20 protein-coding genes are annotated in these 24,870 nt (G+C 74.3%); 6 read left to right on the plus strand and 14 right to left on the minus strand.

The window, feature by feature from the left end; genetic code table 11:
- Positions 1-17: 17 nt before the first annotated feature.
- Positions 18-395: a VOC family protein gene (locus ACF059_RS06290; RefSeq protein WP_392052094.1), complete on the minus strand. Its 378-nt coding sequence runs from the start codon at positions 393-395 to the stop codon at positions 18-20.
- Positions 385-1,050 (minus strand): TetR/AcrR family transcriptional regulator, encoded by a 666-nt coding sequence (locus tag ACF059_RS06295; protein ID WP_392052097.1) that lies wholly within the window; start codon positions 1,048-1,050, stop codon positions 385-387. The genes ACF059_RS06290 and ACF059_RS06295 overlap by 11 nt, the downstream gene beginning before the upstream one ends.
- Positions 1,051-1,126: 76 nt before the next feature.
- Between ACF059_RS06295 and ACF059_RS06300 the strand changes: the two genes are divergently transcribed.
- Both ACF059_RS06300 and ACF059_RS06305 read left to right on the plus strand, forming a co-directional pair.
- Positions 1,127-2,329, plus strand: a complete 1,203-nt coding sequence (locus ACF059_RS06300; RefSeq protein WP_392052100.1) for an FAD-dependent monooxygenase — start codon at positions 1,127-1,129, stop codon at positions 2,327-2,329.
- 35 nt (positions 2,330-2,364) lie between these two features.
- Positions 2,365-2,814 carry a nitroreductase family deazaflavin-dependent oxidoreductase gene (locus ACF059_RS06305; RefSeq protein WP_392052102.1) on the plus strand — a complete coding sequence of 150 codons (450 nt, stop codon included), beginning with the start codon at positions 2,365-2,367 and terminating at the stop codon, positions 2,812-2,814.
- 27 nt (positions 2,815-2,841) lie between these two features.
- Here ACF059_RS06305 and ACF059_RS06310 read toward each other — a convergent pair whose 3' ends face one another.
- The 5 genes from ACF059_RS06310 to ACF059_RS06330 all read right to left on the minus strand — a co-directional run bounded on the left by ACF059_RS06310 (position 2,842) and on the right by ACF059_RS06330 (position 9,900).
- Positions 2,842-4,404: a phytoene desaturase family protein gene (locus ACF059_RS06310; protein ID WP_392052105.1), complete on the minus strand. Its 1,563-nt coding sequence runs from the start codon at positions 4,402-4,404 to the stop codon at positions 2,842-2,844.
- Positions 4,401-6,473, minus strand: coding sequence for a tetratricopeptide repeat protein (locus tag ACF059_RS06315; RefSeq protein WP_392052108.1), 2,073 nt, complete (start codon positions 6,471-6,473; stop codon positions 4,401-4,403). The genes ACF059_RS06310 and ACF059_RS06315 overlap by 4 nt, the downstream gene beginning before the upstream one ends.
- 341 nt (positions 6,474-6,814) lie before the next feature.
- Positions 6,815-8,005, minus strand: coding sequence for an acyl-CoA dehydrogenase family protein (locus ACF059_RS06320; RefSeq protein WP_392052111.1), 1,191 nt, complete (start codon positions 8,003-8,005; stop codon positions 6,815-6,817).
- 159 nt (positions 8,006-8,164) lie between these two features.
- Complete coding sequence (locus ACF059_RS06325) at positions 8,165-9,001, minus strand: class II fructose-bisphosphate aldolase (protein WP_392052114.1); 837 nt, start codon at positions 8,999-9,001, stop codon at positions 8,165-8,167.
- The gene (locus ACF059_RS06330) at positions 8,998-9,900 is read right to left on the minus strand and encodes an SIS domain-containing protein (RefSeq protein WP_392052117.1); all 903 of its coding nucleotides are present in this window, start codon (positions 9,898-9,900) and stop codon (positions 8,998-9,000) included. The genes ACF059_RS06325 and ACF059_RS06330 overlap by 4 nt, the downstream gene beginning before the upstream one ends.
- Before the next feature lie 153 nt (positions 9,901-10,053).
- Between ACF059_RS06330 and ACF059_RS06335 the strand changes: the two genes are divergently transcribed.
- The gene (locus ACF059_RS06335; protein WP_392052121.1) at positions 10,054-10,833 is read left to right on the plus strand and encodes a DeoR/GlpR family DNA-binding transcription regulator; all 780 of its coding nucleotides are present in this window, start codon (positions 10,054-10,056) and stop codon (positions 10,831-10,833) included.
- Between the two features lie 44 nt (positions 10,834-10,877).
- On the opposite strand, the gene ACF059_RS06340 is transcribed toward ACF059_RS06335, so the two are convergent.
- The 4 genes from ACF059_RS06340 to tdh all read right to left on the minus strand — a co-directional run bounded on the left by ACF059_RS06340 (position 10,878) and on the right by tdh (position 16,204).
- The gene (locus tag ACF059_RS06340; RefSeq protein WP_392052124.1) at positions 10,878-12,791 is read right to left on the minus strand and encodes a S41 family peptidase; all 1,914 of its coding nucleotides are present in this window, start codon (positions 12,789-12,791) and stop codon (positions 10,878-10,880) included.
- A 138-nt stretch (positions 12,792-12,929) separates the two neighbouring features.
- Positions 12,930-13,844 (minus strand): LysR substrate-binding domain-containing protein, encoded by a 915-nt coding sequence (locus ACF059_RS06345; protein WP_361942832.1) that lies wholly within the window; start codon positions 13,842-13,844, stop codon positions 12,930-12,932.
- 12 nt (positions 13,845-13,856) lie between these two features.
- The gene (locus ACF059_RS06350; RefSeq protein ID WP_392052127.1) at positions 13,857-15,065 is read right to left on the minus strand and encodes a glycine C-acetyltransferase; all 1,209 of its coding nucleotides are present in this window, start codon (positions 15,063-15,065) and stop codon (positions 13,857-13,859) included.
- Positions 15,066-15,175: 110 nt separating this feature from the next.
- The gene (tdh, locus tag ACF059_RS06355) at positions 15,176-16,204 is read right to left on the minus strand and encodes an L-threonine 3-dehydrogenase (RefSeq protein WP_392052130.1); all 1,029 of its coding nucleotides are present in this window, start codon (positions 16,202-16,204) and stop codon (positions 15,176-15,178) included.
- Positions 16,205-16,418: 214 nt separating this feature from the next.
- Here tdh and ACF059_RS06360 point away from each other — a divergent pair, with 214 nt between their 5' ends.
- The gene (locus ACF059_RS06360; RefSeq protein WP_392052133.1) at positions 16,419-17,327 is read left to right on the plus strand and encodes an alpha/beta hydrolase fold domain-containing protein; all 909 of its coding nucleotides are present in this window, start codon (positions 16,419-16,421) and stop codon (positions 17,325-17,327) included.
- A gap of 15 nt (positions 17,328-17,342) precedes the next feature.
- On the opposite strand, the gene ACF059_RS06365 is transcribed toward ACF059_RS06360, so the two are convergent.
- Both ACF059_RS06365 and ACF059_RS06370 read right to left on the minus strand, forming a co-directional pair.
- Entirely contained in the window at positions 17,343-18,080 is a 738-nt protein-coding gene (locus ACF059_RS06365; protein WP_392052136.1) for a class I SAM-dependent methyltransferase, read from the minus strand.
- Between the two features lie 140 nt (positions 18,081-18,220).
- Entirely contained in the window at positions 18,221-19,186 is a 966-nt protein-coding gene (locus ACF059_RS06370) for a LysR family transcriptional regulator (protein WP_392052139.1), read from the minus strand.
- A 137-nt stretch (positions 19,187-19,323) separates the two neighbouring features.
- Between ACF059_RS06370 and ACF059_RS06375 the strand changes: the two genes are divergently transcribed.
- Together ACF059_RS06375 and ACF059_RS06380 are read left to right on the plus strand one after the other, a co-directional pair.
- On the plus strand, positions 19,324-20,826 hold the full coding sequence (locus tag ACF059_RS06375; protein ID WP_392052142.1) for an MFS transporter: 1,503 nt from the start codon (positions 19,324-19,326) through the stop codon (positions 20,824-20,826).
- On the plus strand, positions 20,795-22,972 hold the full coding sequence (locus ACF059_RS06380) for a SpoIIE family protein phosphatase (protein ID WP_392053107.1): 2,178 nt from the start codon (positions 20,795-20,797) through the stop codon (positions 22,970-22,972). The genes ACF059_RS06375 and ACF059_RS06380 overlap by 32 nt, the downstream gene beginning before the upstream one ends.
- Before the next feature lie 37 nt (positions 22,973-23,009).
- Here ACF059_RS06380 and ACF059_RS06385 read toward each other — a convergent pair whose 3' ends face one another.
- The gene (locus tag ACF059_RS06385; protein ID WP_392052145.1) at positions 23,010-24,815 is read right to left on the minus strand and encodes a glycoside hydrolase family 15 protein; all 1,806 of its coding nucleotides are present in this window, start codon (positions 24,813-24,815) and stop codon (positions 23,010-23,012) included.
- Positions 24,816-24,870 lie beyond the last annotated feature (55 nt).

The following is a 24,870-nucleotide window of genomic DNA, read 5'->3' on the forward strand; positions in this document are numbered from 1 at the left end:
GGGTTACCCGGGACGGCTCAGTGGCGGACGAGGCAGAAGGGATGCCCCGCCGGGTCGGCGTAGATCCGCCAGCCCCGGTCGTCGGGGCCCGCGTCGAGCAGGGTCGCGCCCGCCTCCAGCACCTGCTCCTGCGCGCGGTCCAGGTCCGGGACGCCGAAGTCCAGGTGGAACTGCTGCGGCCGGGCCGGATCGGGCCAGCGCGGCGGCTGGTGGTCCGGCGCCCGCTGGAAGGCGAGGACCAGGCCCGACGGGGTGTGGAGCGTCGCCCAGTCCTCGTCGAGGGACCAGCGCCGGTCGGGCCGGTTGACGGCCCCGCCCAGCACGGACGCGTAGAACTCGGCGAGCGACTGCGGCTGCGGGCAGTCCAGGACCACGCACTGCAATTCAGCGATCATGGCCGGATCCTAGATCGGGTGCGAGGGCCGCGTCGATCATCCGGCGGGCCACGGAGGTCAGTTCGGCCGGATCGGGGGCCGGGCGGGAGCGGGCGAGGGCCCCGGCCAGCCGGTCGTAGAGGAGCCCGTCCGTCCAGGCGACCAGCAGTTCGGCGGCCTCCCGCGGCCGCTCGGCCCCGAGCGCGGCGAGGATGCCCGCGGCCCGGATCCGGGCCTCCTGCCCCGCCCGGTGCAGCTGGGGCTGCAACGCCGGGTTGCGGGCGGCCTCCAGGCTGAGCTCGTAGCGGGCCAGTTGGCGCTCGCGCCCCACCGTCAGCCATCGGTACAGCAGCGCGGCGAGCGCGGCCGCGGCCGCCTCCCGGTCCAGCGTCGGGGTCCCGGCCTGACCGTCACCGTGGCGCTCGGGGGCACCTCCTCCACCGCCGAGGCCCACGCCGATGTCGTCGAGATCCCGCTCCGCCAGCCGCTGGTAGCAGGCGCTGATCAGGGCCTCTCTCGTGCGGAAGTAGTACGAGGTGCTGCCCGTCGGCAGCCCCGCCGCCCCGTCGACCGCACGGTGGGTCAGGCCCCGGAGCCCGGCGGCGGCCACGAGGTCGATCGCGGTGTCGGCGATCAGGGTTCTGCGGTCGGTTCCGCGGTCAGGGGTGGTGGACATGGCCTCACTCTACCGCTGTAGAGTAAGGCCCATCCTCTACAAACGTAGAGGGCAGGTCGGAGGGAAAGGGCGTGTCATGTCTCAACGTCATGCGGTCGTGGCGGGCGCGGGGATCGGCGGACTCTCGGCGGCCGTGGCCCTGCACCGCCGGGGCTGGCGGGTCACCGTGTGCGAGCGGGCGCCCGGGCCGACCGCCGCCGGCGCCGGGATCGTCCTCGCCCCCAACGGCCTGCGCGCCCTGGACGCCATCGGCTTCGACGTCACCGGCGCCGCGCACCGCGCCGTCCCGGCCGCGATGGGCCTGCGCCGCGCGGACGGCCGCTGGCTGAACCGCGCCGACCCAGGCGCGCTGGCCGCCCGTTACGGCCGTCCGCCGCTCGGCGTGCACCGTGCGGACCTCGCCGCGGCGCTGGCCGCCGCGCTCCCCGACGGCACGATCCGGTACGGCGCCCCGGTCACGGCCGTGGACGACGCCGGGGGCTCCCCGGTGGTCCGTACCCCGGCCGGCGACCTCGGCGACGCAGATCTCGTCCTGGCCGCGGACGGCCTCAACAGCCCGCTGCGCCGCCGGTACTTCCCGGACCACCCGGGCCTGCGCTACAGCGGGGAGACCGCCTGGCGGGCGGTCCTGCCCGCCGGCGACGGCCGCGGAGCGGCGCAGGCCGCGGAGACCTGGGGCCGCGGCGAGCGCTTCGGCGTCGTCCCGCTCGCCGACGGCCGTGTCTACCTCTACGCCACCGCCGTCGTCCCCGAGGGATACCGCCCCGCCGACGTCCGCGCCGAACTCCTGCGGCGCTACGGCACCTGGCACGACCCCATCCCGGCCCTGCTGGAGCGGATCGATCCGGCGGCCGTGCTCCAGCACGACCTGTACGACCTGGCCGCCCCGCTCCCCCGCTTCCACCACGGGCGCCTCGCCTGGCTCGGCGACGCCGCCCACGCCATGACGCCCAACCTGGGCCAGGGCGGCTGCCAGGCCATCGAGGACGCGGCCGTCCTGGCCCGGCTGCTGGAGGCAGGGGGCGCCGAGGACGTGCCGGCCGCCCTCGCCGCCTACAGCGCGGCCCGCCGGGGCCGCACCGAGGCCCTTCGCGTGCGGTCCCGCCGCGCGGGCCGGATCGCCGCCCTCACCCACCCGCTCGCGGTGGCCGTCCGCGACCTCGCCGTCCGCGCCACCCCGGCCCGGGTCTCGATGAGGGCGCTGGACGGCCTCTTCGAGGGATTCACCCTCCCGGGCGGAATGGGACCGGCGTCCGCCGGTGTTGGCACCCACGCGTGAGTCGTTGACCGTTCCACACGAAGGCGGCAGAGCCCATGACGACCGACATCGACTGGGACAACCCGAAGGACCCGAGGGCGGGTAGCTGGCAGCTGGACCACGTCCGGCAGTACGTGGCCTCCGACGGCGCCGAGGGCCAGTTCTGGAACGGCACCCAGACGCTCCTGCTCACCACCGTGGGCCGGGTCTCGGGCCACCCCGTGCGCACCCCGCTCATCTACGGTGAGGGCGACGGCCGTTACCTCCTCGTCGCCTCCAACGGCGGCGACGGCGCCCACCCGCTCTGGTACCGGAACCTGACCGAGCACCCCGAGGTCCGCCTCCAGGTCGGCGCCGAAACCCTCCACGGCACGGCCCGCACGGCGACCCCCGACGAACGCGCCGCGTACTGGCCGGTGATGCTGCGCCACTGGCCCGCCTACGACGACTACCAGGCCAAGACCGACCGCGAGATCCCGATCGTCGTCATCGACCCGGTCGGCTGACTTCCGCCCCGGCGGCCGGCCCGTGCCCTAGTGGCCCAGCACCGCCATCGCCGCGTTGTGGCCGGGGACGCCGCTGACGCCGCCGCCACGGACCGCTCCCGCTCCGCACAGCAGGACGTTGCGGTGGGCGGTCTCCACGCCCCAGCGGCCGCCGCCCGATTCGGCGTAGGGCCAGGACAGGTCGCGGTGGAAGATGTGGCCGCCGGGGAGCCGCAGGTCGCGTTCCAGGTCCAGCGGGGTCTTCGCCTCGATGCACGGGCGGCCGTCCGCGTCGAACGCCAGGCAGTCCGTGAGCGGTTCGGTCAGGTGCGCGTCGAGCTGCGCCAGGGTGGCGGTGAGCAGGACCTCGCGGGCCTGCCGGTTGTCCTTCTCGAAGAGCCGGGCCGGGGTGTGCAGGCCGAAGAGCGTGAGCGTCTGGTAGCCCTGTTCCACCAGCTCCGGCCCCAGGATCGTGGGGTCGGTCAGCGAGTGGCAGTAGATCTCCGAGGGCGGTACGGAGGGCAGTTCGCCGGTGGCCGCCTCCGCGTAGGCCCGGGCCAGCTCGGCGTACCCCTCGGCGATGTGGAAGGTGCCGCCGAAGGCCTCGCGCGGGTCCACGGCGGTGTCCCGCAGCCGCGGCAGCCGGCGCAGCAGCATGTTGACCTTGAGCTGGGCCCCTTCGGGGGCCCGCTGCGGCGGTGCCTCGCCGAGGAGTTCGGCCAGGGCCCGCGGTGAGGCGTTGACCAGGACCGTGCGGCCCACGACCCGTCCCTCCCCGGTCGCCGTACGGAACACCACCTCCGCGGGGGCGATCCCGTCCGTGTCGATCCGCAGCACCTCGTGCCCGGTGACGATCTGCGCCCCTGCTGCCCGCGCGGCCGCCGCGAGGGCGTCGGTCAGGGCACCCATGCCGCCGACCGGCACGTCCCAGTCCCCGCTCCCGCCGCCGATCACGTGGTAGAGGAAGCAGCGGTTCTGCGCGAGCGAGGGGTCGTGCGCGTCCGCGAAGGTGCCGATCAGCCCGTCCGTCAGGACCACTCCGCGCACCAGGTCGTCGTCGAAGTGCTGCTCCACCGCGCGCCCCAGCGGCTCCTCGAAGAGCATCCGCCACGCGTCCGCGTCGTCGATCCGGGCCCGCAGTTCGTCCCGGGTGGGCAGCGGCTCGGTCAGGGTCGGGAACACCTTCCGGGCGACCTCCCCGGTGGTCGCGTAGAAGGCGCGCCAGCTCTCGTACTCCCGGTCCGAGCCGGTCAGCCGCGCGAAGGACTCCCGGGTGCGCTGCTCGCCGCCGCCGACCAGGAGCCCGCCCGGGCGCCCGTCGCGCTCGACGGGCGTGTACGAGGAGACGGTGCGCCGGCGGACCGCGAACCGCAGGTCCAGGTCGCGCACGATCTTCGACGGGAGCAGGGAGACGAGGTAGGAGTAGCGCGAGAGGCGGGCGTCGAGGCCCACGAAGGGGCGGCTGGAGATCGCCGCCCCGCCGGTGTTCCCGAGCCGCTCCAGCACCAGGACGGAGCGGCCCGCCCGGGCGAGGTACGCGGCGGCCACCAGGCCGTTGTGCCCACCGCCCACGATCACGTCGTCGTACACGTCCCGCCCGAAGGTCGTCATGGCTCTTGGTAGCACACCTGGCCGAGCCGCTCCAGACAGTAGGCCTCGTCGGCGTGGGCCCGCGCCGTGTCGGGATGGTCGTCGCCCAGGGACCGCTCGCGGATGCCGGAGAGGTCGCGGTAGAGGGGCAGCGCCTCCTCCCAGCGGCCCAGCCGGCCGAGCCCGACGGCGAGCTCGCGGCGGCTGACCAGGGTGTCCGGGTGCTCCGCGCCGAGCACCTCGGCGCGCACCGCGGCCACCTGCCGGGCCTCGGCCACGGCCTCCTCCCAGCGCTCCAGGCGGCCGAGGTTGACGCCGAGGACGTGCCGGGCGCGCAGGGTCTCCGGGTCGGTGGCCCCGTAGGCGCGGGTCCGGTCGCGGACCAGGGCGCGGAACAGGTCGAGGGCCTGGGCGCTGCGCCCGGTGCGGCCCAGGGCGATGCCCACCTCGTAGCGCGCGGCCAGGGTGTCGGGGTGGTCGCGGCCCAGGACCCGTTCCCGTACGGCGGCGACTTCGTGGAACGCGGCCAGGGCTTCCTCCCAGCGTTCCAGACGGCCCAGCGCGTACGCCGCCTCGTACCGGGTCAGCAGCGTGTCCGCGTGCTCGGCTCCGAGGACGGCCGCGCGGTCGGCGGCGACCTCGGCGGCGGTGGTGTGGGCGTCGGCGAACCGGCCGAGCGCGCCCAGGGCGCAGGCCAGGTTGTGGCGGCAGCGCAGGGTGTCGGGGTGGCGCGGCCCGACGGTCCGCTCGCGGGCGACGAGCACGGCGCGGTAGACGTCGTGCGCCTCCTGGTGCCGGCCGAGGCGGCCCATCTCGTACGCCGCCTCCTGGCGGGCCGCGAGGGTGTCGGCGTGGTCCGGTCCGAGGACCCGGGCGCGCCCCTCGGCCACGGCGGTGTACACGGCGAGCGCGTCCGCGGGCCGGCCCGCGCGGCTGAGGGCGTAGGCGCGCGCGTGGTCGGCGGCGAGCGCCTCGGGGCCGCCGGGGGCGGGCGTGGCCGCGGGGCGCGGGAGGCCGTACGCCGCGGTGAGGCGCGGGTCCTCGGTGGGTGCGGGCCGGACGATCGCGGGGACCACGGCGTGCTCGCCGCTGGCACGCGCGGTCCACGAGCCGGTGAGCACGGCCCACGCGCCGCTCGCCGGGCGGGCGTCGATCCCGGCCTTGCGCCCGGCGGTCATACCGCGGGCCCAGGCGGGGAGCGGGGCCTGGGCGCCCGGCAGCCCGCCCGGTCCCAGGCGTGCCTCGACAAGCCGGTGGTGGACGTGGCGGGCGTCGCCGGGGCGGTCCTCCGGGCGCTTGGCGAGCAGGTCCAGGACCACCTCCTCGAAGTACCGGGGCAGTTCGGGGCGGTGCTCGCGCGGGGGGACGGGGGCGGTGTCGCGGTGGCCCACCAGCACCGACCAGGAGTCGCCGAGGTCGAAGGGCGGGGCGCCGGTGGCGATCTCGTAGAGGACGCAGCCGAGGGAGTACAGGTCGCTGCGGTGGTCGACCTCGCCGCCCGCGATCTGCTCGGGCGACATGTAGTGCGGGGTGCCCATGGCCATGCCGCCGCCGGTGAGTTTGGCGGTGAAGCCGATGTCGTGGGCGAGCCGGGCGATGCCGAAGTCGCAGATCTTCACGGTGCCGTCGGTGAGCCGCATGATGTTGGCGGGCTTCAGGTCGCGGTGGACGACGCCCTGGTCGTGGGTGTAGCCGAGGGCGGCGGCCATCTGCTCCGCGATGTCGACGACCACGTCCACGGGGAGCGGGCGGGTGTCGTTGTCCTCCAGGAGCTGACTGAGGTTGCGGCCTTCGAGGAGCTCCATCACCAGGTAGAGGCAGCCACCGGAGGCGCTGTCGTCGCCGAAGTCGTGGACGACGGTGACCCCGCGGTGCTGGAGGGACGCGGCCACGCGCGCCTCGCGCCGGAACCGCTCGCGCAGCACCTGGGTGAAGTGGGCGTCCTGCTCGGCGCCGATCGGCTTGAGGCACTTCACGGCGACCTGCCGGCCCAGCGATTCGTCGCGGGCGCGCCACACTTCGCCCATGCCGCCGCGCCCGATCAGATCGAGCGACCGGTACCGGCCCTGGATCAGTCTGGACTCCGCCATGTCTTAAAGCCGCCCCCGTCGTCGTGCTACGCCCTCCCCGGCCGGTCCAGTATGGCCGCTGATGTACGCGGTGTGTACGGCGAGGGGCGGCTCCCGGGGCCCAGGTGACGCATCGCTTTCAAGATGTGACCTGGCGGCCGCTTCCAGCGTAGACGTGCGTAGACCTGCGGGAACGCTGCGCCGCACGCGTCCGGTGAGGCGCGGGCGCCGGGTGACGCCGCGCGGTGCCGGTGCGTCCCGCCCGTACGGCTGGTGCGTCCAGCCGGGGAGGGAACCGTACGCGAGCGCGGCGCGGCGGCGCCACAGCGGATTTCGGCCAGGCCCGAGGCCGGGGAGACGGCCTACCGGCGGACGCGGGGCATGCCCAGGCCGATCCAGGAGATGATCTCCCGCTGGATCTCGTTGTTGCCGCCGCCGAAGGTGAAGATCACGGCGCTGCGGTAGCCGCGTTCCAGTTCGCCGTGCAGGACCGCGCCCGCCGAGCCGTCCTTGAGGGAGCCGGCCGCGCCGACGACCTCCATGAGCCAGGCGTAGGCGTCCCGGCGCGCCTCGGAGCCGTACACCTTGACGGCGGAGGCGTCCTGGGGGGTGAGGGTGCCCTCCTGGACGGCGTTGACCATCTGCCAGTTGAGCAGCTTCATCGCGTCGAGCCGGGCGTGGGTGCGGGCGAGGCGGGTGCGGACCCAGGCGAGGTCGATGACGCGGCGGCCGTCGGCGAGCTTCGTCCCGGCGGCCCAGCGCTGGACGTCGTGCAGGGCGCGGATGGCCATGGTGCCGTGCGCGGCCAGGGTGACGCGCTCGTGGTTGAGCTGGTTGGTGATCAGCCGCCAGCCCTTGTTCTCCCGGCCGACGCGGCGGGTCGCGGGCACGCGGATGTCCTCGTAGTAGCTGGCGGTGGTGTCGTGCGAGGCGAGGGTGTTGATGAGGGTGCAGGAGTAGCCGGGGTCCGAGGTCGGGACGAGGAGCATGGTGATGCCCTGGTGCGCGGGGGCGTCCGGGTCGGTGCGGACGGCGAGCCAGACCCAGTCGGCGGTGTCTCCGTTGGTGGTCCAGATCTTCTGCCCGTTGACGACGTAGGTGCCGCTCTCCTCGTCGCCCTCGCGTACGGCCTTGCACTTGAGCGCGGCGAGGTCGGTGCCGGCATCGGGCTCGCTGTAGCCGATGGCGAAGTCGATCTCCCCCGCGAGGATCTTGGGCAGGAAGTACGCCTTCTGCTCGTCGGTGCCGAACTGCATGAGGGTCGGCCCGACCGTGTTGAGGGCCATCAGGGGCAGCGGTACGACGGCCTGCGCGGCCTCGTCGAAGAAGATGAACTGGTCCATCGGGGACATCCCGCGGCCCCCGTACTCCTTCGGCCAGCCGACCCCCAGCCAGCCGTCGGCGCCGAGCCGGCGGATGGTCTGGCGGTAGTACTGCTTCTGGGCGGCCGGGTCCCGGTAGCGGTCGTGGACGTCGTCCGGCACCAGCTCGGCGAAGTAGGCGCGCAGTTCGGTGCGCAACCGCTGCTGCTCGGGCGTGTATTCGAGGTGCACGGGCCCCTCCGGGATCTCGTGGTCCAGCCGGTCGGCGTGGCGGCGGCGGTCACACTAGAACCTGTTACAAAAATTGGGAAGGGGTCGTATCGACGGGGCGCGGGGGCGTGCCCGGCGGGCTCGGCAGGCTCGGCAGGCTCCGCCCCCCCCCGGTGCCGCTCAGTTCAGGGCGCTGATCATGGCGGCGGCCGTCGCCGCCATCGCCGTACGGGCTGCCGTCAGGTACGGCCGGGGATCGGCCGGGGTCAGGTGGGTGCGGATGGCCTCGGTCATGGCCACGTTGAGGGCGGTGCCGATGTTGACCTTGCGGATGCCGCCCGCGACGGCCGCCGCGAGCTCGGCGTCCGGCAGCCCGGAGGAGCCGTGCAGGACGAGCGGTACGTCCACCGTCTTGGCCAGCCGCGCCAGCAGCCCGTGGTCCAGGGCCGCGGTCCGGCTGGTCATCGCGTGGCTGCTGCCGATGGCGACGGCCAGCGCGTCCACGCCGGAGTCGGTGACGAACCGCCGTGCCTCGTCGGGGTCGGTACGGGCGCCGGGCGCGTGCGGGTCCAGCGGTGCGGCCCCGTTCTTGCCGCCCACCTCGCCCAGCTCGGCTTCGATCCAGAGCCCGTTGGCATGGGCCCAGTCGGCGGCCGAGCGGGTGGCCTCCAGGTTCTCGGCGTACGGGAGCTGCGCGGCGTCGTACATCACCGAGCTGTATCCCGCGTCGCAGGCCTGGCGCAGCAGCTCGGGGCTCTTGACGTGGTCCAGGTGCAGGCCGATGGGCACGGCGGCGGCCTCCGCGCAGGCGACGGCGGCCCGGGAGATGGGCAGCAGCCGGCCGCCGCGGAACTTCACGGCGTTCTCGCTCAGTTGCAGGATGACCGGCACCCCGGCCGCCTCGGCGCCGGCGACGACGGCTTCGGCGTGCTCCAGCGTGATGATGTTGAAGGCGGCGACGGCGCGGCCCGCGCGGGCCGCTTCCAGGACGAGCGGGCCGGCGGGTACCAGGCTCATCGGACCGCCTCCTCGCCGGTGGAGAGGATCACCGAGCGGGTGAGGTGGCGCGGCGCGTCCGGATCCAGCTGCCGGTGGGCGGCGACGGCGAGGGCGAGGCGGTGCACGCGGACCAGTTCGGCGAGCGGGTCGAGCCCCCCGGCCACCCAGCGGGAGCCGGTGGCGCCGACCTGTGCGGCGAGCCCGTCGGGGGCCTCGCCGAGGCACCAGGTGACGGTGCCGGGCCCGGAGACGCTGATCGGCCCGTGCCGGTACTCCATCGCCGGGTAGGACTCGGCCCAGGACAGCGAGGCCTCGCGCATCTTCAGCGCGGCCTCGTGGGCGAGTCCGACGCTCCAGCCGCGGCCGAGGAAGGTGAACTGGCCCCGGCTCTCCAGGTCCGCGGGGAGCGGCTCGGCCAGGGCGGTGCGGGCGTCGTCCACCACGGCGGCGGTGTGCAGCCCGAGGTGGGCGCGCAGCAGGGTGAGGGCGGTGGTCGCGAAGCGGGTCTGCACGACGGAGCGTTCGTCGGCGAAGTCGAGGACGACGAGCTCGTCGGCGACGGTCATCACCGGGGTCGCCGGATCACCGACGACGGCGGTGGTGGGCACCGCGGCGTCCCGCAGCGCGGCCAGCAGGTCCAGTACCTCGGTGGTGGTGCCGGAGCGGGTCAGGGCGACGACCCGGTCGTAGCGGCGGTGGCGCGGGAACTCCGAGGCGGGGAAGGCGTCCGTCTCGCCCTGCCCGGCCTCCTCGCGCAGCACGGCGGCCGCCTGGGCCATGTAGTAGGAGGTCCCGCAGCCGACGATCGCGGTACGCTCCCCCGGCTGCGGCAGCACCGCCCGCCGGGCCGGGGCCAGTTCGGCGGCCCGCTCCCAGCATGCGGGCTGCGTGCCCAACTCGTACGCGACGTGACTCATACAGGCTCCCTCGTGCGGCAGGCTGATCTGCATGCTGAATTGCGTTTTCCTGCAAGATAGCTGGCATTTTCAAGCAACTTCAAGCAACCACGGGGATGACCACCTGCGTTAGTGTCGCCGGGTAGGCCAAGGGATCACCGAAGGGGGCGGCCGATGACCCGCAAAGAGCGCTGGCAGGCACTGCTGGACCTGCTGGTGGAGCGGGGCGAGCTGGAGGTGGAACCGGCGGCGCAGGACCTCGGCGTGTCCGCGGCGACCATCCGCCGCGACCTCGATCAGCTCGCCGAGCAGCAGCTGCTGGTGCGCACGCGCGGCGGCGCCGTCCTGCACGGGGTCTCGTACGAACTCCCCCTGCGCTACCGCACGTCCCGGCGCGCCGCCGAGAAGCGCCGCATCAGCGAGGCGGTGGCCGCCCTGATCACGCCGGGCGAGGTGATCGGCCTGACGGGCGGCACCACGACCACCGAGGTCGCGCGGGCCCTGGCCGGACGCCCGGACCTGGGCTCGGGTGCTCCGGCGCTGACGGTGGTGACCAACGCCCTCAACATCGCGGGCGAGCTGGTCATCCGGCCGCAGTTCAAGATCGTGCTGACGGGCGGCGTGGCCCGCCCCCAGTCGTACGAACTGACCGGCCCGCTCGCCGAGCAGGTGCTCGGGCAGCTCGCGGTGGACACCGCAGTGGTCGGCGTGGACGGCTTCGACCCGGTGGACGGTGCGGCGACCCGGCACGAGGACGAGGCGTCGATCAACCGCCTGCTGTGCGAGCGGGCCCGCCGCGTGGTGATCGCCGCGGACTCCAGCAAACTCGGCGTGCGCGCCTTCGCCCGTATCTGCGCGACCTCGTCGGTGGACGTCCTGGTCACGGACACGGGCCTGGCGGCGGGCGTGGCGCAGTCCTTCGCCGCGGCGGGGGTCGAGGTACTGAGGGTGTGAGGGGCGGTGGGTGGCCGGCGGCCCCGGCCACCCACCCGCCGGCGCTACAGGGGCTGCGTGCGGCTGGCGACGAGCTCGCCCCGGGCGAATCCGTCCACGCGCACCGCCCTGGCGGCGGTCGCGCCGGGCACCGTGACCTCCGCCTGGCCGTCGGGGACGTCCACGGAGGTGCGCGGCCGCCGGTCGAGGTAGACGTCCAGGCGGTCGATGTTGGCGGTCCTCAGCTTGAGGCGCAGGGAGCCGTCGGCGCGCGTGGCGTCGGTGATGGTCAACTCCCGCACCGGCTGCGTCTTCAGGAGCTCACCGGCCCGCGCCAGCAGGTCCACGTTGCTCTCCAGGAGGTCCCGGCGGGTCATGCGGTGCCGTTGGTCCGGTACGACGCCGAGGTCCTCCAGGGGCGTACCGGCCCGGTCGCCGACGCGCAGGGACCGGCGGATCGACACCCGCATGCCCGCCCCGTTCGGCAGGGGGACGTACGGGGAGTCCGGGATGGGGAAGAACGTCATGATCTCGCCCTGCGTGACCACGTTGGCGCCGCCGGCCCCGGTGTTGTCGTCGGTTCCGAGCACCGTGCCGATCCGGTGGTCCTGGAAGCCGGCGGCGAACATGTCGGTGGCCGAGTAGCAGCGGGCGTTGGTGATGAGGACGACCGGGCCGAAGTACTGCTGACCGATGGCGTTGGCGCGGGCCTCCGGGGTGATGGGGACGCCGGCGGAGAAGGTCGAACCGGTCTCGACCGCCTGCTCCATCGACTCCAGCCAGGGTCTGAGGCTGGGGCTGTTGCGGCAGATGCGCAGGTTGAGCGGGGTGTTGATGAACTGGAAGGGCTCCGGCGTGATCCGACGCGGCGTCAGGGTCTGCAGGGTGAGCTCGGACGCCAGGACCAGGCCGCCGCCGTTGTCGCGCACGTCGACGATCAGGCCGTTCTGGGGCAGCAGGCCGATGAGCCGGACGAACTCCTTCACGAAGGCGTCGGCGCTGTCCACGTGGAAGGTGTGGATGCGGAGGTGACCGAAGGTGCCCGAGGGGGTCTGGACGGTGCGGGCCGTGAACACCTGCGGCATCGTGCTCGCGGTCTCGCCCGCCGCGGAGTCGGGCGTCTCCCCCGAGTCGACCGCCCTCTGCTGCTCGACGACGTGGGGGACGAAGAGCATGACGTTCGCCCGGCCGATCTCCTCGGCCTCGTAGTCCACCCCCATGGCGAGTGCGGCCTCACCGGTCGGGCCGGGCATCGGCGGGAGGTTCTCCACGACCTGCCAGTTCTCGCGCAGCTCGCGGGCGGTGCCGTCGGCGCCGGTGTAGCTGACGGTCACCCATTCCTCGAAGGGGGGCAGGTGGGCCGAGAGCGAACGCACCGTCAGCGACTGGATGCCGCGGCTGCGGCGCGCCGCCGCGTTGCTGCCGGCGAACCGGGCGGCGAAGAGCTCGACGGCCGTCTCGATGGGGACGCCGCTCCAGTGGGTGACCTCGACGCCCGGAGCGAAGCCCGGCGCGGAGAACCCCTGGGTGATGCGCGTGACCAGGAAGCGGGGCTCGGGTCCGTCGGTGCACTCCTCGACCCGGAAGGGGAGGAAGGCGATCTTCCCGATGAACGGCTCGGGCAGCTGGTAGTTGGTGTGCAGGTCCCGGATCGAGTGGAAGACCTTGGACATCTCCGAGTGGAACATCCACTCCGGCGGCATGGTGGCCGGCGTCTGCTGCTCCAGCTGCCGGCGGATGAGCCGCAGCCGCTGTACGGGGTTGACCGCGTGCATCGCGATCTTCAGCGGCAGGTGGACGTAGTTGCCCTCCATGAGCACCAGGGCCTGGTCGACGAGCAGCATGCGCTGTTCCAGGGTGAGGGCGCCGGCGCCCGCCAGGAAGGTTTCCAGCTGTGTCGCGGCGGACAGGTGCGCACGGACCGGTTCGGCCGTCTGGCTGAGGTATTCGGGAGCGGTATCGGCGGTGACTCGGGCCATGATGCCTCCGTGGTCGGTGTACGGCTCACCCCACTCTTCGGCCGCTCACGCTCCGCTCCGCAGGGGGCGCCCACCGGTTCACCCGTACGGCCCGCGCGACACCGTCGCCCGGCGCCCCCGGCGCGGCGGACGCGCCCCTCAATGCGCCGGAAGCCGCTCCGACTCGCGGACCAGGGCCGCCAGGACGGGCGCGATCAGCGGGTGGCTCTCCGCGCCGCGGCGGGTGGCGGCGAAGACGCGCCGGGTGGCGGCGGGACCGGCGACCGGGCGGACCTGGACCTCCTTGAGGTCGATGCCCCGCAGCGCGGACCGCGGTACGAGAGCCACTCCGGCCCCGGCTCCCACCAGCGCCGTCACCGCGCGGAAGTCGTCGGAGGAGTGGACGAACCGCGGCTGGAAGCCGGCCAGTTCGCAGGCGAGCAGCGTCACGTCGTGGCAGGGGTTGCCGGGGTACTGGCCCACCCAGTCCGAGTCGGAGAGGTCGGCCAGCGAGACCGCGGGCAGATCGGCGAGCGGGTGCCCGGAGGGCAGGACCGCGTCGAAGGGCTCCGCGTACAGCGGGAGGACGGAGAGCCGCCCGTCGTCGGCGCCGGGCCCGCCGCGGTACTCGACGGCCAGCGCGAGGTCGGCCTCGCCATCCAGCAGCAGGGGCAGGCTCTGGTCGCCCTCGGCGTCCCGTACCCGCAGCCGGATCCCGGGACGCTCCCGCGCGAGCCGGGTGATCGCCGGGGCCAGCACCTCCGCGATGCCGGTGGCGAAGGCGGCCACCGTGACCTCGCCGGCCGAGCCGCCCGCGTACGCCGCGAGTTCGGCCTCCGCCCGCTCCAGCTGGGCCAGCACCTCGTGGGCGTGGCCGAGCAGGATCTCACCGGCCGCGGTGAGCCGTACGCCCCGGCCGCTGCGGGTCAGCAGCGCGTGGCCGGTCTCCTGCTCCAGCGCGGCGAGCTGCTGGGAGACGGCCGAGGGGGTCAGGTACAGGGCTGCGGCCGCGGCGGTCACCGTACGGTGGTCCGCCACGGCCCGCAGGATGCGCAGCCGGCGGGGGTCGATCACCCCTCCATGATGTCAGCCCTGAGCAGCGGAAAGAGCCGCGCGGGCGTCGACGAAGGCCGCGACCGCGCGCTCCACGTCGGCCGTCGAGTGGGCCGCGGAGAGCTGGACGCGGATCCGGGCCGCGCCCATCGGCACCACCGGGTAGGAGAAGCCGATCACGTACACGCCGCGCTCCAGGAGCAGCTCCGCCATGCGGGCCGCCTCCGCCGCGTCGCCGATCATCACGGGCGCGATGGCGTGGTCGCCGGGCAGGATCTCGAAACCGGCCTCGGTCATCTTCGTGCGGAAGAGCTCGGTGTTGGCGGCGAGGTGTTCGCGCAGGTCACCGGCCGACTCCAGCAGGTCGAGGACCTTGAGGGAGGCCGCCGCGATGACCGGGGCGAGGGAGTTGGAGAAGAGGTACGGGCGCGAGCGCTGGCGCAGCAGCTCCACGATCTCGGCGCGGGCGGCGACGTAGCCTCCGGAGGCGCCGCCCAGCGCCTTGCCGAGGGTGCCGGTGATGATGTCGACGCGGTCCATGACCCCGTGCAGTTCCGGGGTGCCGCGGCCGCCGGGGCCGACGAAGCCGACGGCGTGCGAGTCGTCGACCATGACCATGGCGTCGTAGCGCTCGGCGAGGTCGCAGATCTCCTGGAGGGGGGCCACGTAGCCGTCCATGGAGAAGACGCCGTCGGTGACGATCAGCTTGCGGCGGGCGCCGCCCTCGGTGGCTTCCTTCAGGCGGGCTTCCAGCTCGGCCATGTCGCGGTTGGCGTAGCGGAAGCGGCGGGCCTTGGAGAGGCGGATGCCGTCGATGATCGAGGCGTGGTTGAGGGCGTCGGAGATGACCGCGTCCTCGGCGCCGAGCAGGGTCTCGAAGACACCGCCGTTGGCGTCGAAGCAGGAGGAGTAGAGGATCGTGTCCTCCTGGCCGAGGAAGGCCGACAGCCGGGCCTCCAGCTCCTTGTGCACCTCCTGGGTACCGCAGATGAAGCGGACGGAGGCCATGCCGTAGCCCCAGCGGTCCAGCGCGTCCTTCGCGGCGGCGACGACCTCGGGGTGGTCGGCCAGACCGAGGTAGTTGTTGGCGCAGAAGTTGAGCACCTCACCGGCGGCGCCGCCGGAGGTGACGGCCACGGCCGCGTTCTGCGGGGTGCCGATGACGCGCTCGGGCTTGTGCAGGCCGGCGGCGCGGATCTCGTCGAGGGTGGTGCGCAGGTCGTCGCGGACGGACTCGAACATGCTGCGTTCTCCTAGTGCGGCGGAGGGGGGCCGGGCCCCGCGGAGGGGGGAGGGTGAGCGGGGCCCGGCCGGAGGGAAATGGTTCGGGGGGACCGGGGCGGGGCGGGTGCCTACGCGGTCCAGTCCAGGATGATCTTGCCGCTGCGGGCGGTCGACGCCTCGTCGAAGGCGGCCTCGAAGTCGCGGTGCGAGTAGCGGCCGGTGATGACCGGGCTGAGGTCGAGCCCGCCTTCCAGCAGCACGGTCATCGCGTACCAGGTCTCGAACATCTCGCGGCCGTAGATGCCCTTGATGGTGATCATCGAGGTGACGACCTTCGCCCAGTCCACCGGGAACTCCTGCGCGGGCAGACCCAGCATGGCGATCCGGCCGCCGTGCGTCATGTTGTCGATCATGTCGCGCATGGCCTCGGCGCGGCCGGACATCTCCAGGCCGATGTCGAAGCCCTCGCGCAGGCCCAGCTGCCGCTGGGCGTCGGCGATGGAGGACTCGGCGACGTTCACCGCGAGCGTGGCGCCGGCCTTGCGGGCGATCTCCAGCCGCTCGGGGCTGACGTCGGTGATGACCACGCTGCGGGCGCCGGCGTGCCGGGCCACGGCGGCCGCCATGATCCCGATCGGGCCGGCGCCCGTGATCAGCACGTCCTCACCGACCAGCGGGAAGGACAGCGCGGTGTGCACGGCGTTGCCGAACGGGTCGAAGATGGCCGCGACGTCCAGGTCCACCGCGGTGCGGTGCACCCACACGTTCTGCGCGGGCAGCACCACGTACTCGGCGAAGGCGCCGTCGCGGCCCACGCCGAGCCCGATCGTGCTGCGGCACAGGTGGCGGCGGCCGGCCAGGCAGTTGCGGCACTTGCCGCACACCAGGTGGCCCTCGCCACTGACCAGCGCGCCGACCTCGATGTCGTGGACGTCCGCGCCGAGCGCCGCCACCTCGCCGACGAACTCGTGGCCGAGGACGAGCGGGGTCTTGACCGCGCCCTGCGCCCAGCCGTCCCATGCACGGATGTGCAGGTCGGTCCCGCAGATGCCGGTGCGCAGCACCTTGATCAGCACGTCGCCGGGGCCGTACTCGGGCTCGGGGACGTCCATGAGCCACAGTCCGGGCTCGGCCTTGTGCTTGACGAGTGCCTTCATGAGGGTGGCTCCAGGCATGCGGAAGGGGGCGCCGGGGGCGTGCGGGCCCGGACGGCGTCGGTGACGGGCACCAATCTGCCGATCGGCATCGTGATCAGTCCATCGAGACTTTCTTAAGCGGGTCGACAGTGCAGCTTCACGCCTATGCTCCTCCGTTGACGGGCCAGGGGGCGACTCGCCGGTGGCTGGGCGGGGAAAAGGGGAGGTGAGGGGCGTGCCGAGTCTGCGCAGCAGGGCGCTGTCGGTGGCGCTGACCGCAGCGGGACGGCGAAGACGGTTCGCGAGCGCCGATGCGGTCGGGGCTCGGGTGGCGCGCTCGGCCCGCCGGCCCGCGTCCCACCTGCCGCCGCGGTCGCTGGGCCGGGTCGCGGACGTCTCGCGGACCTTCGTCGGGGCCTGGCCGGTGTACGAGGTGGCCCCGCTCGGGGCCGAGCCCGCGGCCCAGGTGCTCTACCTGCACGGCGGCGGTTACGTCGACGAACTGGTCCGCCCGCACTGGGCACTGGTCCGGACCCTGGTCACGCGGGCACGGGCGCGGGTCGTGGTGCCCGCCTACATCCTCGCCCCGCGCGGTACCGCCGACCGGACGGTCCCGGTCGCCGCGGACCTGCTGAGCGGCCTGATCGCGAGCGGCGGAGACGGCGGGACGGTGCTGCTGGGGGACTCGGCCGGAGCCGGGCTGGCGCTGGCGGCGGCGCAGCGGCTGCGCGACCGCACCGGGGAGCAGCCCTCCCGGATCGTGCTGGTCTCGCCCTGGCTGGACGTGACCATGAGCCATCCGGACCAGGCGGCCATCGAGGCGAGCGATCCGGTGCAGGCGCGCCCGGGGCTGCGCGAGGCCGGGCGGCTGTACGCCGGGACGCTGGCCGCCGACGATCCGCGGGTGAGCCCGCTGTACGGCACCTTCGCGGGGCTGGCGCCGCTGACGGTGTTCAGCGGCACCCGGGACGTGCTGGCCACGGACAGCAGGGAGCTGTTGCGCCGGGCCCGCGCCGAAGGGGCCGAGGTGGACCTCCACGAGGAGGCGGGGATGCCGCACGGGTACCCGCTGCTGCCGGTGCCGGAGGGACGGGCGGCGCGCGAGCGGATCGTGGAGCTGGTCCGCTCGGCCGCGCAGCTGTGACGGGCCGGGCGTGCGCTACGCCGTGCAGGTCATCAGCGAGCTGATCGGCCAGGCGCGGTACGCCGTCCAGTAGGCCTCGTCGCGTTCGGAGTCGGGGGGCGGCGTCCGGTTCGGCTGCCAGCCGACGGTGGCGAACCCCGCCTCGACGGCCGCCTCGGCGAGGTCGCTGTGCGCCCACTCGCGGAACTCGAAGGGCACCGGCGGCTCGGTGAGGAAGTGCGCCTTCAGCAGCGGCGCGTCCCCGTCCGGGACCCGGTCGAGGATGCGGACCCCGTACGGCGACCAGTCCACGCGCGGGAACGCCCCCGCGTTGGGCACGATGGCGAGCAGCCGCCCGCCGGAGCGCAGACTGGCGCGCACGGAGCGGAACATCGCGTGCAGGGACCTGCGGTCGGGCGCGTAGCTGAAGACGTACGCGGCGGTGGCGAGGTCGAAGGGGCCGAGGCCCGGCAGCCCGGCGGCGTCGGCGACGAGGTACTCGACGTCAGGCCGGTCCCGCGTCGCCTCGTGCTCGCGGGCCAGCTTGATCATCTCCTCGGAGACGTCCACGCCGACGGTCCGCCGGGCCCCGCCGCGGGCCAGCAGCCGGGTGTTGTAGCCGTATCCGCAGGCCAGGTCGAGGGCGTCGAGCCCGCGCACCCCGCCGAGTGCGTCGAGGGCTCCGTGCAGGGTGTAGGTGTCGGCCGCCGAGAAGCCCGCCGTGGTCCGGGACTCCGCGTACCGCTCGCCGATGGTGTCGTACTGGAACCGCATGCTCTGCCTTCCGGGGGCCTGCCGGGGGGTGGGACGCGTGCGTATCGTGCCCCGCGGCGCGTCCCGAGGCGGTCCGCACACCCGGCCGTCCCCCGGACGAGGGAACCGATCGGCCCATCCCCCTCGCCCGGCCGGAGGCGTCAGGGCGCCCGGTGCGGCTGCGGCTCCTCGGAGACGCCGCGGCCGGCCCGCCGCACGGGCAGCAGTTCGCGCGCGCAGGCGCGCAGCCAGGCGTGCCCCGGATCGGCGTCGTGGCGCGGGTGCCACGCCATCCCGAAGGGCAGCGTCGGCAGGTCGAGCGGGATCTCGAAGACCTCCAGCCCCAGGGCGGCGGCGAGGGGCACGGCCTGGGTGGTGAGGAGCCCCACGAGGTCGCTCTCGCGGAGCACGAACAGGGAGGCGGGGTAGGTCCCCACGGCGCCCACCACCCGCCGGGACAGTCCCCGTTCGGCGAGGGCGGTGTCCACCGGGCCTTCCAGGCGGCCGCGCCGGGAGGCGATCAGGTGTTCGGCCGCGGCGAACCGGCGCGCGGTGACGCGGCCGCGGAGCAGCGGATGGCCGGGGCGTACGACGGCCATCATCCGCTCGTCGGTGAGCTGCTCGACGCGCACCTCGGGGGAACGGTCGTCGATGACGCCCAGTTCCAGGTCGGCGACGCCCTCGCGCAGGGCCGGGACGTCCACGTGGCTCTCCGACAGGAAGCGCAGCCGGACTCCGGGCGCCTCCCCGGTCACGCGGGTGAAGAGGGTGGCTCCGTGGACCGCGGTGAAGGCGTCGTTGGCGAGCACGGTGAAGGTGCGGACGAGGCGGGGCAGGTCGACCTGGCCCCCGCTCAGGAAGAGGGCGCGGGCCCGTTCCACGACGGCGCGGACCTCGCCCTGGACGGCGAGGGCGTGCGGGGTGGGCACCATGCTCCGGCCCGCCCGGACCAGGACGGGGTCGCCGAGTGCCTTGCGGATACGCCCGAGGGTGCGGCTCATGGCCGGCTCGGACAGGTGCAGGCGGGCGGCGGCACGGGACACGCTCGACTCCTCCAGGAGGACGTCGAGGGCCACGAGGAGGTTGAGGTCGAGGCCGTGGCCCGGGCCGGATTGCGTCACACGCATTCATTCCTTGCGAAACATGCACTGGAAAGCAGGTCGCCCCAACTCTACGGTGGGGAGCGCGGGATGGCCCCGGCGCCTGCCTCGGCCCCGCACCCGCGACCCCTTCACCCTTCCCCGCCGACTCCCTAGGAGGAGCCGTGCTCCGCCCTGCCCCGAGCCCGTCCGCCCCGAACCCCTGCGCCTCCGGTCCGCCCGTCCTGACCCGGGCCGCCCTGCTCGCGCTGTGCGCCTGCGTGCTGGTCGCGCAGGCCATGGTCGCCGCCGTCAACCTGCTGATCCCGCAGCTCGCCGCGTCCGCCCTGCGGCCCTCCCCCGGCGAGCTGCTGTGGGCGGTCGACGCGTACGTCATCGTCTTCGCCGCCCTGCTGATCCCGGCCGGGGCCCTCGGCGACCGGTACGGCCGCAAGGGCGCCCTCCTGGCCGGGCTCGCGCTGTTCGCCGCGGGCGGGGCGGTCAGCGCGCTCGCCCGGGACCCGGCCGTACTGATCGCCGGGCGCGGCCTGTGCGGGGCCGGCGCGGCCCTGATCATGCCCGCGACCATGTCCGTCCTGGTCCACCTGAGCCCGCCCGAGCGCCGGGGGCAGGCCCTGGCCACCTGGACGCTGTCCGCGGGCCTCGGGGGCCTGGCGGGCAACGTCGGCGGCGGTCTGGCCGGGGAGTTCCTGACCTGGCGTGCGCTGTTCTGGGCCGTCGTCCCGCTCGGCGCGGTCCTCGCCGTCGCGGTCGCCCGTACGGTGCCCCGTACGTCGTCCCGGTCCGACGCCGCCGTGGACCCCGCCGGCGCGGTCCTGCTCGCGGGAGCGCTGCTCGCCGTGGTCTACGGGATCATCGAGGGCCCGGCGTACGGCTGGACCTCGGTCCGGGTGCTCGCCGCGTTCGGCGCCGGCGCCGGGCTGCTCGCCGCCTTCACGGGCCATGCCCTGCGCACCGCCCGCCCGCTGCTGGACCCGCGGATCTTCGCCTCCCGCAGGCTGCGGGCCGGGACGCTCGGCATCGGCAGCGCCTTCTTCGGGCTCTTCGCCCTGTTCTTCGTCAACGCCCAGTACCTGCAGTACGCGAAGGGCTTCTCCCCGGCGCTGACGGGCGCCGCGATCGTCCCGCTGACCGTCGGCATGGCTCTGGTCCCCAGGTTCGGCGCCCGGCTCCAGGAGCACACCGGTCCCCGGCTCCCGGTCGGCGCCGGACTGGGTCTGATCGCGGCGGGACTGCTCCTGGTCTCCACCGCCGACGGGGGCACTCCGTACGCCGTGTACGCGCTCTACCTGCTCGTGCTGTCCGTCGGCACCGGGCTGTGCGCGCCCTCGCTGACCCTGACGGTGGTCGCGGAGCTGCCCGCGCACCAGGCCGGGCTCGGCTCCGGGCTGAACACGGCGGCCCGCGAGATCGGCGCGGCCCTCGGCGTGGCGGTGGTCGGCACGGTGCTGGCCTCCCGCTTCCACGGGGACCCGACGGATCCGGCCCAGGCCGGCGCCTTCACCGACGCCATGGGGTCCGCGCTGCGCGCGGTGGCCCTGGTGCTGCTGCTGGCGTCGGCGGCGGTGGTGGCCGGCTACCGCGGCTCCGGCCGCGGCCGGGGAGCGCGGCCGCGGTCCCCGTGGCGTGGCCGGGATGCCGGGCCGGGAGCCGGAGGCGCATCCTGACGGTGTGACGGCGAGAGGGGACAGCCCCGGCCCGGGCCCCGACGCGACGGCCCGGGTGCTCGCGCGTGCCGCGGCGGGCGCCGTGGAGGCCCTCGGCGGGTACGCGGGCGGGGTCTACCTGCGCTCCTCCACCGAGGAACTCCTGCTGGCCACGCTCCTGGGCCTGCCGGCGCCGCTGTTCCGTCCGTGGTGGCGGATCCAGACGAACCGCCCCTACCCGGTGGCCGAGGCGTACCGCTCCGGGCAGTCCGTGCACCTGCCGGACGCGGAGGCGGCCATGCGGCGCTTCCCGCAGCTGATGGCCGGGCTGCCCTTCCCCTTCGGCTCCCTGTACGAGCCGGTCACCGCCGGCCCCGAGCGGTTCGGGGTGCTGATGGTGCTGCGCCCGGCCACCCCCGGCGTCCCGGTCGGCGCCGCGGACCGGGCGCGGATGCGCGAGGCCGCGGCGGCCCTGGCCCGGGAGCTCTCGGCGCTGGCGGCGGCCGGAGCGCCGGTGGTCTGGGAAGGGGACCCGGTCGACGTACCGGCGCCCCCGGAGCCCGACGGGGCCGGGGGCGCCGGCCCGGCCGTGGACCGACTCGCGCAGGCGGTGCTCTCCCTGGACCGCCAGGGCCGGATCCGCTTCGCGAACACCGCCGCCGAGACCCTGCTCGGCCTCAGTAGGGCGCGGCTACTGGGGAGGGTGCTGTGGGAGGCGGCTCCCTGGCTCGGGCACCGCGCCTACGAGGACCACTTCCGGGCCGTGTTCCTGTCCACCGAGGCGGTGCACTTCCCGGTGCGGCGCGGCCGGCACCACGCCCGGGACTGGCTCTCGGTGGACCTGTACCCCGGCTCCGACGGACTGACCGTGATGATCGGCGCCGCCGAACAGCCCGACTACGCGCCCGAGTCCGTCGCCCAGCCGGGCGGGGGCCCCGGCTCCGTGGCCGACCGGGCCTCGGCGCTGTACCGCCCGGTGGCCCTCGCGATCGCGCTGACCGAGGCGGTCACGGCGCGCCAGGTGTCGGCGGTGGTCACCGAGGAGCTGCTGCCCGCCTTCGGCGGCCGCCAGCTGGCGATCTACCTGCTCGACGAACGGCATCTGTACCTGGCCTGGGAGACGGGCTTCCCCCAGGGCTTCCTCAACCGGTTCGACGGCGTCTCGCTCGACACGCGGCTGCCGGGCGTGGAGACGCTGACCACGGGCCGGCCGCTGTTCTTCGAGTCGATGGAGAAACTGGCCGCCGCCTACCCGGGGATCCCGCTGGACGCGCACCTCGGCGCCCGCGCCTTCCTGCCCCTGATCGCCTCCGGCAGGCCGGTCGGCTCCTGCATCCTCGGCTTCGACACGCCGCGCGGCTTCAGCCCGGAGGAGCGTACGGTCCTGACCGCGCTCGCCGGTCTGATCGCGCAGGCCCTGGAACGGGCCAAGCGCTACGACAACGAGGCGGCGCGCGCCCGGGGGCTCCAGTCGGCCCTGCTGCCGCACCGGCTGCCGGTGTGCGCGCACGTGGACACGGTCGCCCGGTACCTGCCGGGCACGGTCGGCATGGACATCGGCGGTGACTGGTACGACGTCGTCGAGACCGACGACGGCCGGCTCGCGCTGGTCATCGGGGACGTCCAGGGCCATGGGGTGGCGGCCGCCGCGACGATGGGTCAACTGCGCAGCGCGGTACGGGCCTTCGCGCTCAGCGGCAGTACGCCGCAGGAGGTGATGAGCGGCACGAACCGGCTGCTCATCGACCTGGATCCGGGCCAGTTCGCCAGCTGCTGCTACGTGTCGCTGGACCCGGCGACCGGCTTCGTGCGGGCCGTGCGGGCCGGCCACCCGCAGCCGCTGCTGCGCCACCCCGACGGCCGCACCGAGGTGCTCGACCTGGCGGGCGGGGTCGTGCTCGGCATCGACCCGCAGGCCTCGTACCCGGTCACGGAACTGCGGCTGGCCCGGGGCTCCGTGCTCGCCCTGTACACGGACGGGCTGGTGGAGAAGCCGGGCGTCGACATCGACGTCGGGGTGGAGCGGCTGCGCACGGCCCTGGCCGCGGCCCGGCCGAGCCCGCTGACCGAGACCGCCGACCGGCTGATCGGTGAGGCGGGCGGCAGCACCGACCGGCCGGACGACATCGCCCTGCTGCTGGCGTTGCGCACGGGCGGGGCGGCGTAGGGGCGACGTAGCTTCCGCAGGCGCCGCGGGCCGCCCCTCAGTCCGCGTCGGCGGCCCCCTCCTCGTCGAACCCCAGGGTGATCGCCGTGTTCACCAGACCGATGTGGCTGAACGCCTGCGGGAAGTTGCCCAGTTGGCGTCCGGCGACGGGGTCGTACTCCTCCGCGAGCAGGCCCACGTCGTTGCGCACCGCGAGCAGCCGTTCGAACAGCGCGCGGGCCTCCTTGCCCCGGCCCGTCAGGTGCAGGGCGTCGACCAGCCAGAACGAGCAGGCCAGGAAGGCCCCTTCGTCGCCGGGCAGGCCGTCGACGGAGGGGCCTTCGGTGCTGTAGCGGCGGACCAGCCCGTTGCTGCCGAGCTCCGCGCGCACGGCGTCGACCGTCCCGATGACGCGCGGGTCGTCGGCCGGCAGGAAGCCGACCCTGGGGATGAGCAGGGTCGCCGCGTCGAGTTCGCGGGAGCCGTAGTACTGCGTGAAGGTGCCCCGCTCGGGGTCGAAGCCCTTCTCGCACACGTCGCGGTGCACCTCGTCGCGCATGGTCCGCCAGCGCTCCACGTCGCCGGGCAGGGACGGGTGTTCCTCCAGGGTGCGCACGGCCCGGTCGGCGGCGACCCAGGCCATCACCTTGGAGTGCACGAAGTGGCGGCGCGGACCGCGGACCTCCCACAGGCCCTCGTCCGGCCGCCGCCAGTTGTGGCTCAGGAAGTCGAGGAGCGCGAGCTGGATGTTCCAGGCGTGCCGTTCGACGGGGATCCCCGCGGCCCTGGCGAGGTGGAGGGCGTCGAGGACCTCCCCGTACACGTCCAGCTGGAGCTGGTCGACGGCCGCGTTGCCGATCCGGACCGGGGCGGAGGAGGCGTAGCCGCGCAGCCAGGGCAGCTCGACCTCGGGGATCCGCCGCTCGCCGCTGATCCCGTACATGATCTGGAGGTCGGCGGGGTCGCCGGCGACGGCGCGCAGCAGCCAGGCGCGCCAGGCGCGGGCCTCGTCGAGGAAGCCGGTGGCGAGGAGCGAGCCGAGGGTGAGGGTGGCGTCGCGCAGCCAGCAGTAGCGGTAGTCCCAGTTGCGGACGCCGCCGATCTCCTCGGGCAGGGAGGTGGTGGCCGCGGCGACGATGCCGCCGGTGGGGGCGTAGGTGAGGGCCTTGAGGGTGATCAGGGAGCGGGTGACGGCCTCCCGGTAGGGGCCCTCGTAGAGGCACTTGGAGGTCCACGCGCGCCAGTCGGCGAGGCCGTGCTCCAAGGCGGAGTACGGGTCCACGGGCTCGGGGCGGGGTTCGTGCGACGGGTGCCAGGTGAGGACGAAGGCGACGCGCTGGCCGGCGGAGACGGTGAACTCGGAGCAGGTGCTGTTGGCCTCGCCCCAGGTGGGGACGGGCGGTTCGCTGCGGAACCACGCCGAGTCGGGACCGGCGACGGCGACGCGGTGCCCGTCGGAGCGGCGGACCCAGGGCACGACGTGGCCGTAGTCGAAGCGCAGGCGCAGGGTGCTGCGGACGGTGACCTCGCCGTCGAGCCCTTCGACGATGCGCATCACGTCGGGTGCGCTGTCCCGCTGCGGCATGAAGTCGGTGACCTTGACCGTGCCGGTCTCGGTCTCCCAGTAGGACTCCAGGATCAGCGAGCCGTCGACGTAGGCGCGGCGCGTGCACTGCTCGGAGGGCGCGGCGCCGGCCGGCGCGATGCGCCAGTGGCCGTTCTCCTCGTCTCCGAGGAGCTTGGCGAAGCAGGCGGCGGAGTCGAAGTGCGGCAGGCACAGCCAGTCGATGGACCCGTCGCGGCCGACCAGCGCGCTGGTCATGAGATCGCCGATGAGTGCGTAGTCTTCGATGGGTTGTGTCATTTGTCCGCTCTTCCCGCGAATACCCGGGGTCAATCAGCTCGGACCCCGGGCATCT

It is taken from the genome of Streptomyces sp. NPDC016562 (assembly GCF_043076955.1).
Lineage (GTDB): Bacteria > Actinomycetota > Actinomycetes > Streptomycetales > Streptomycetaceae > Streptomyces.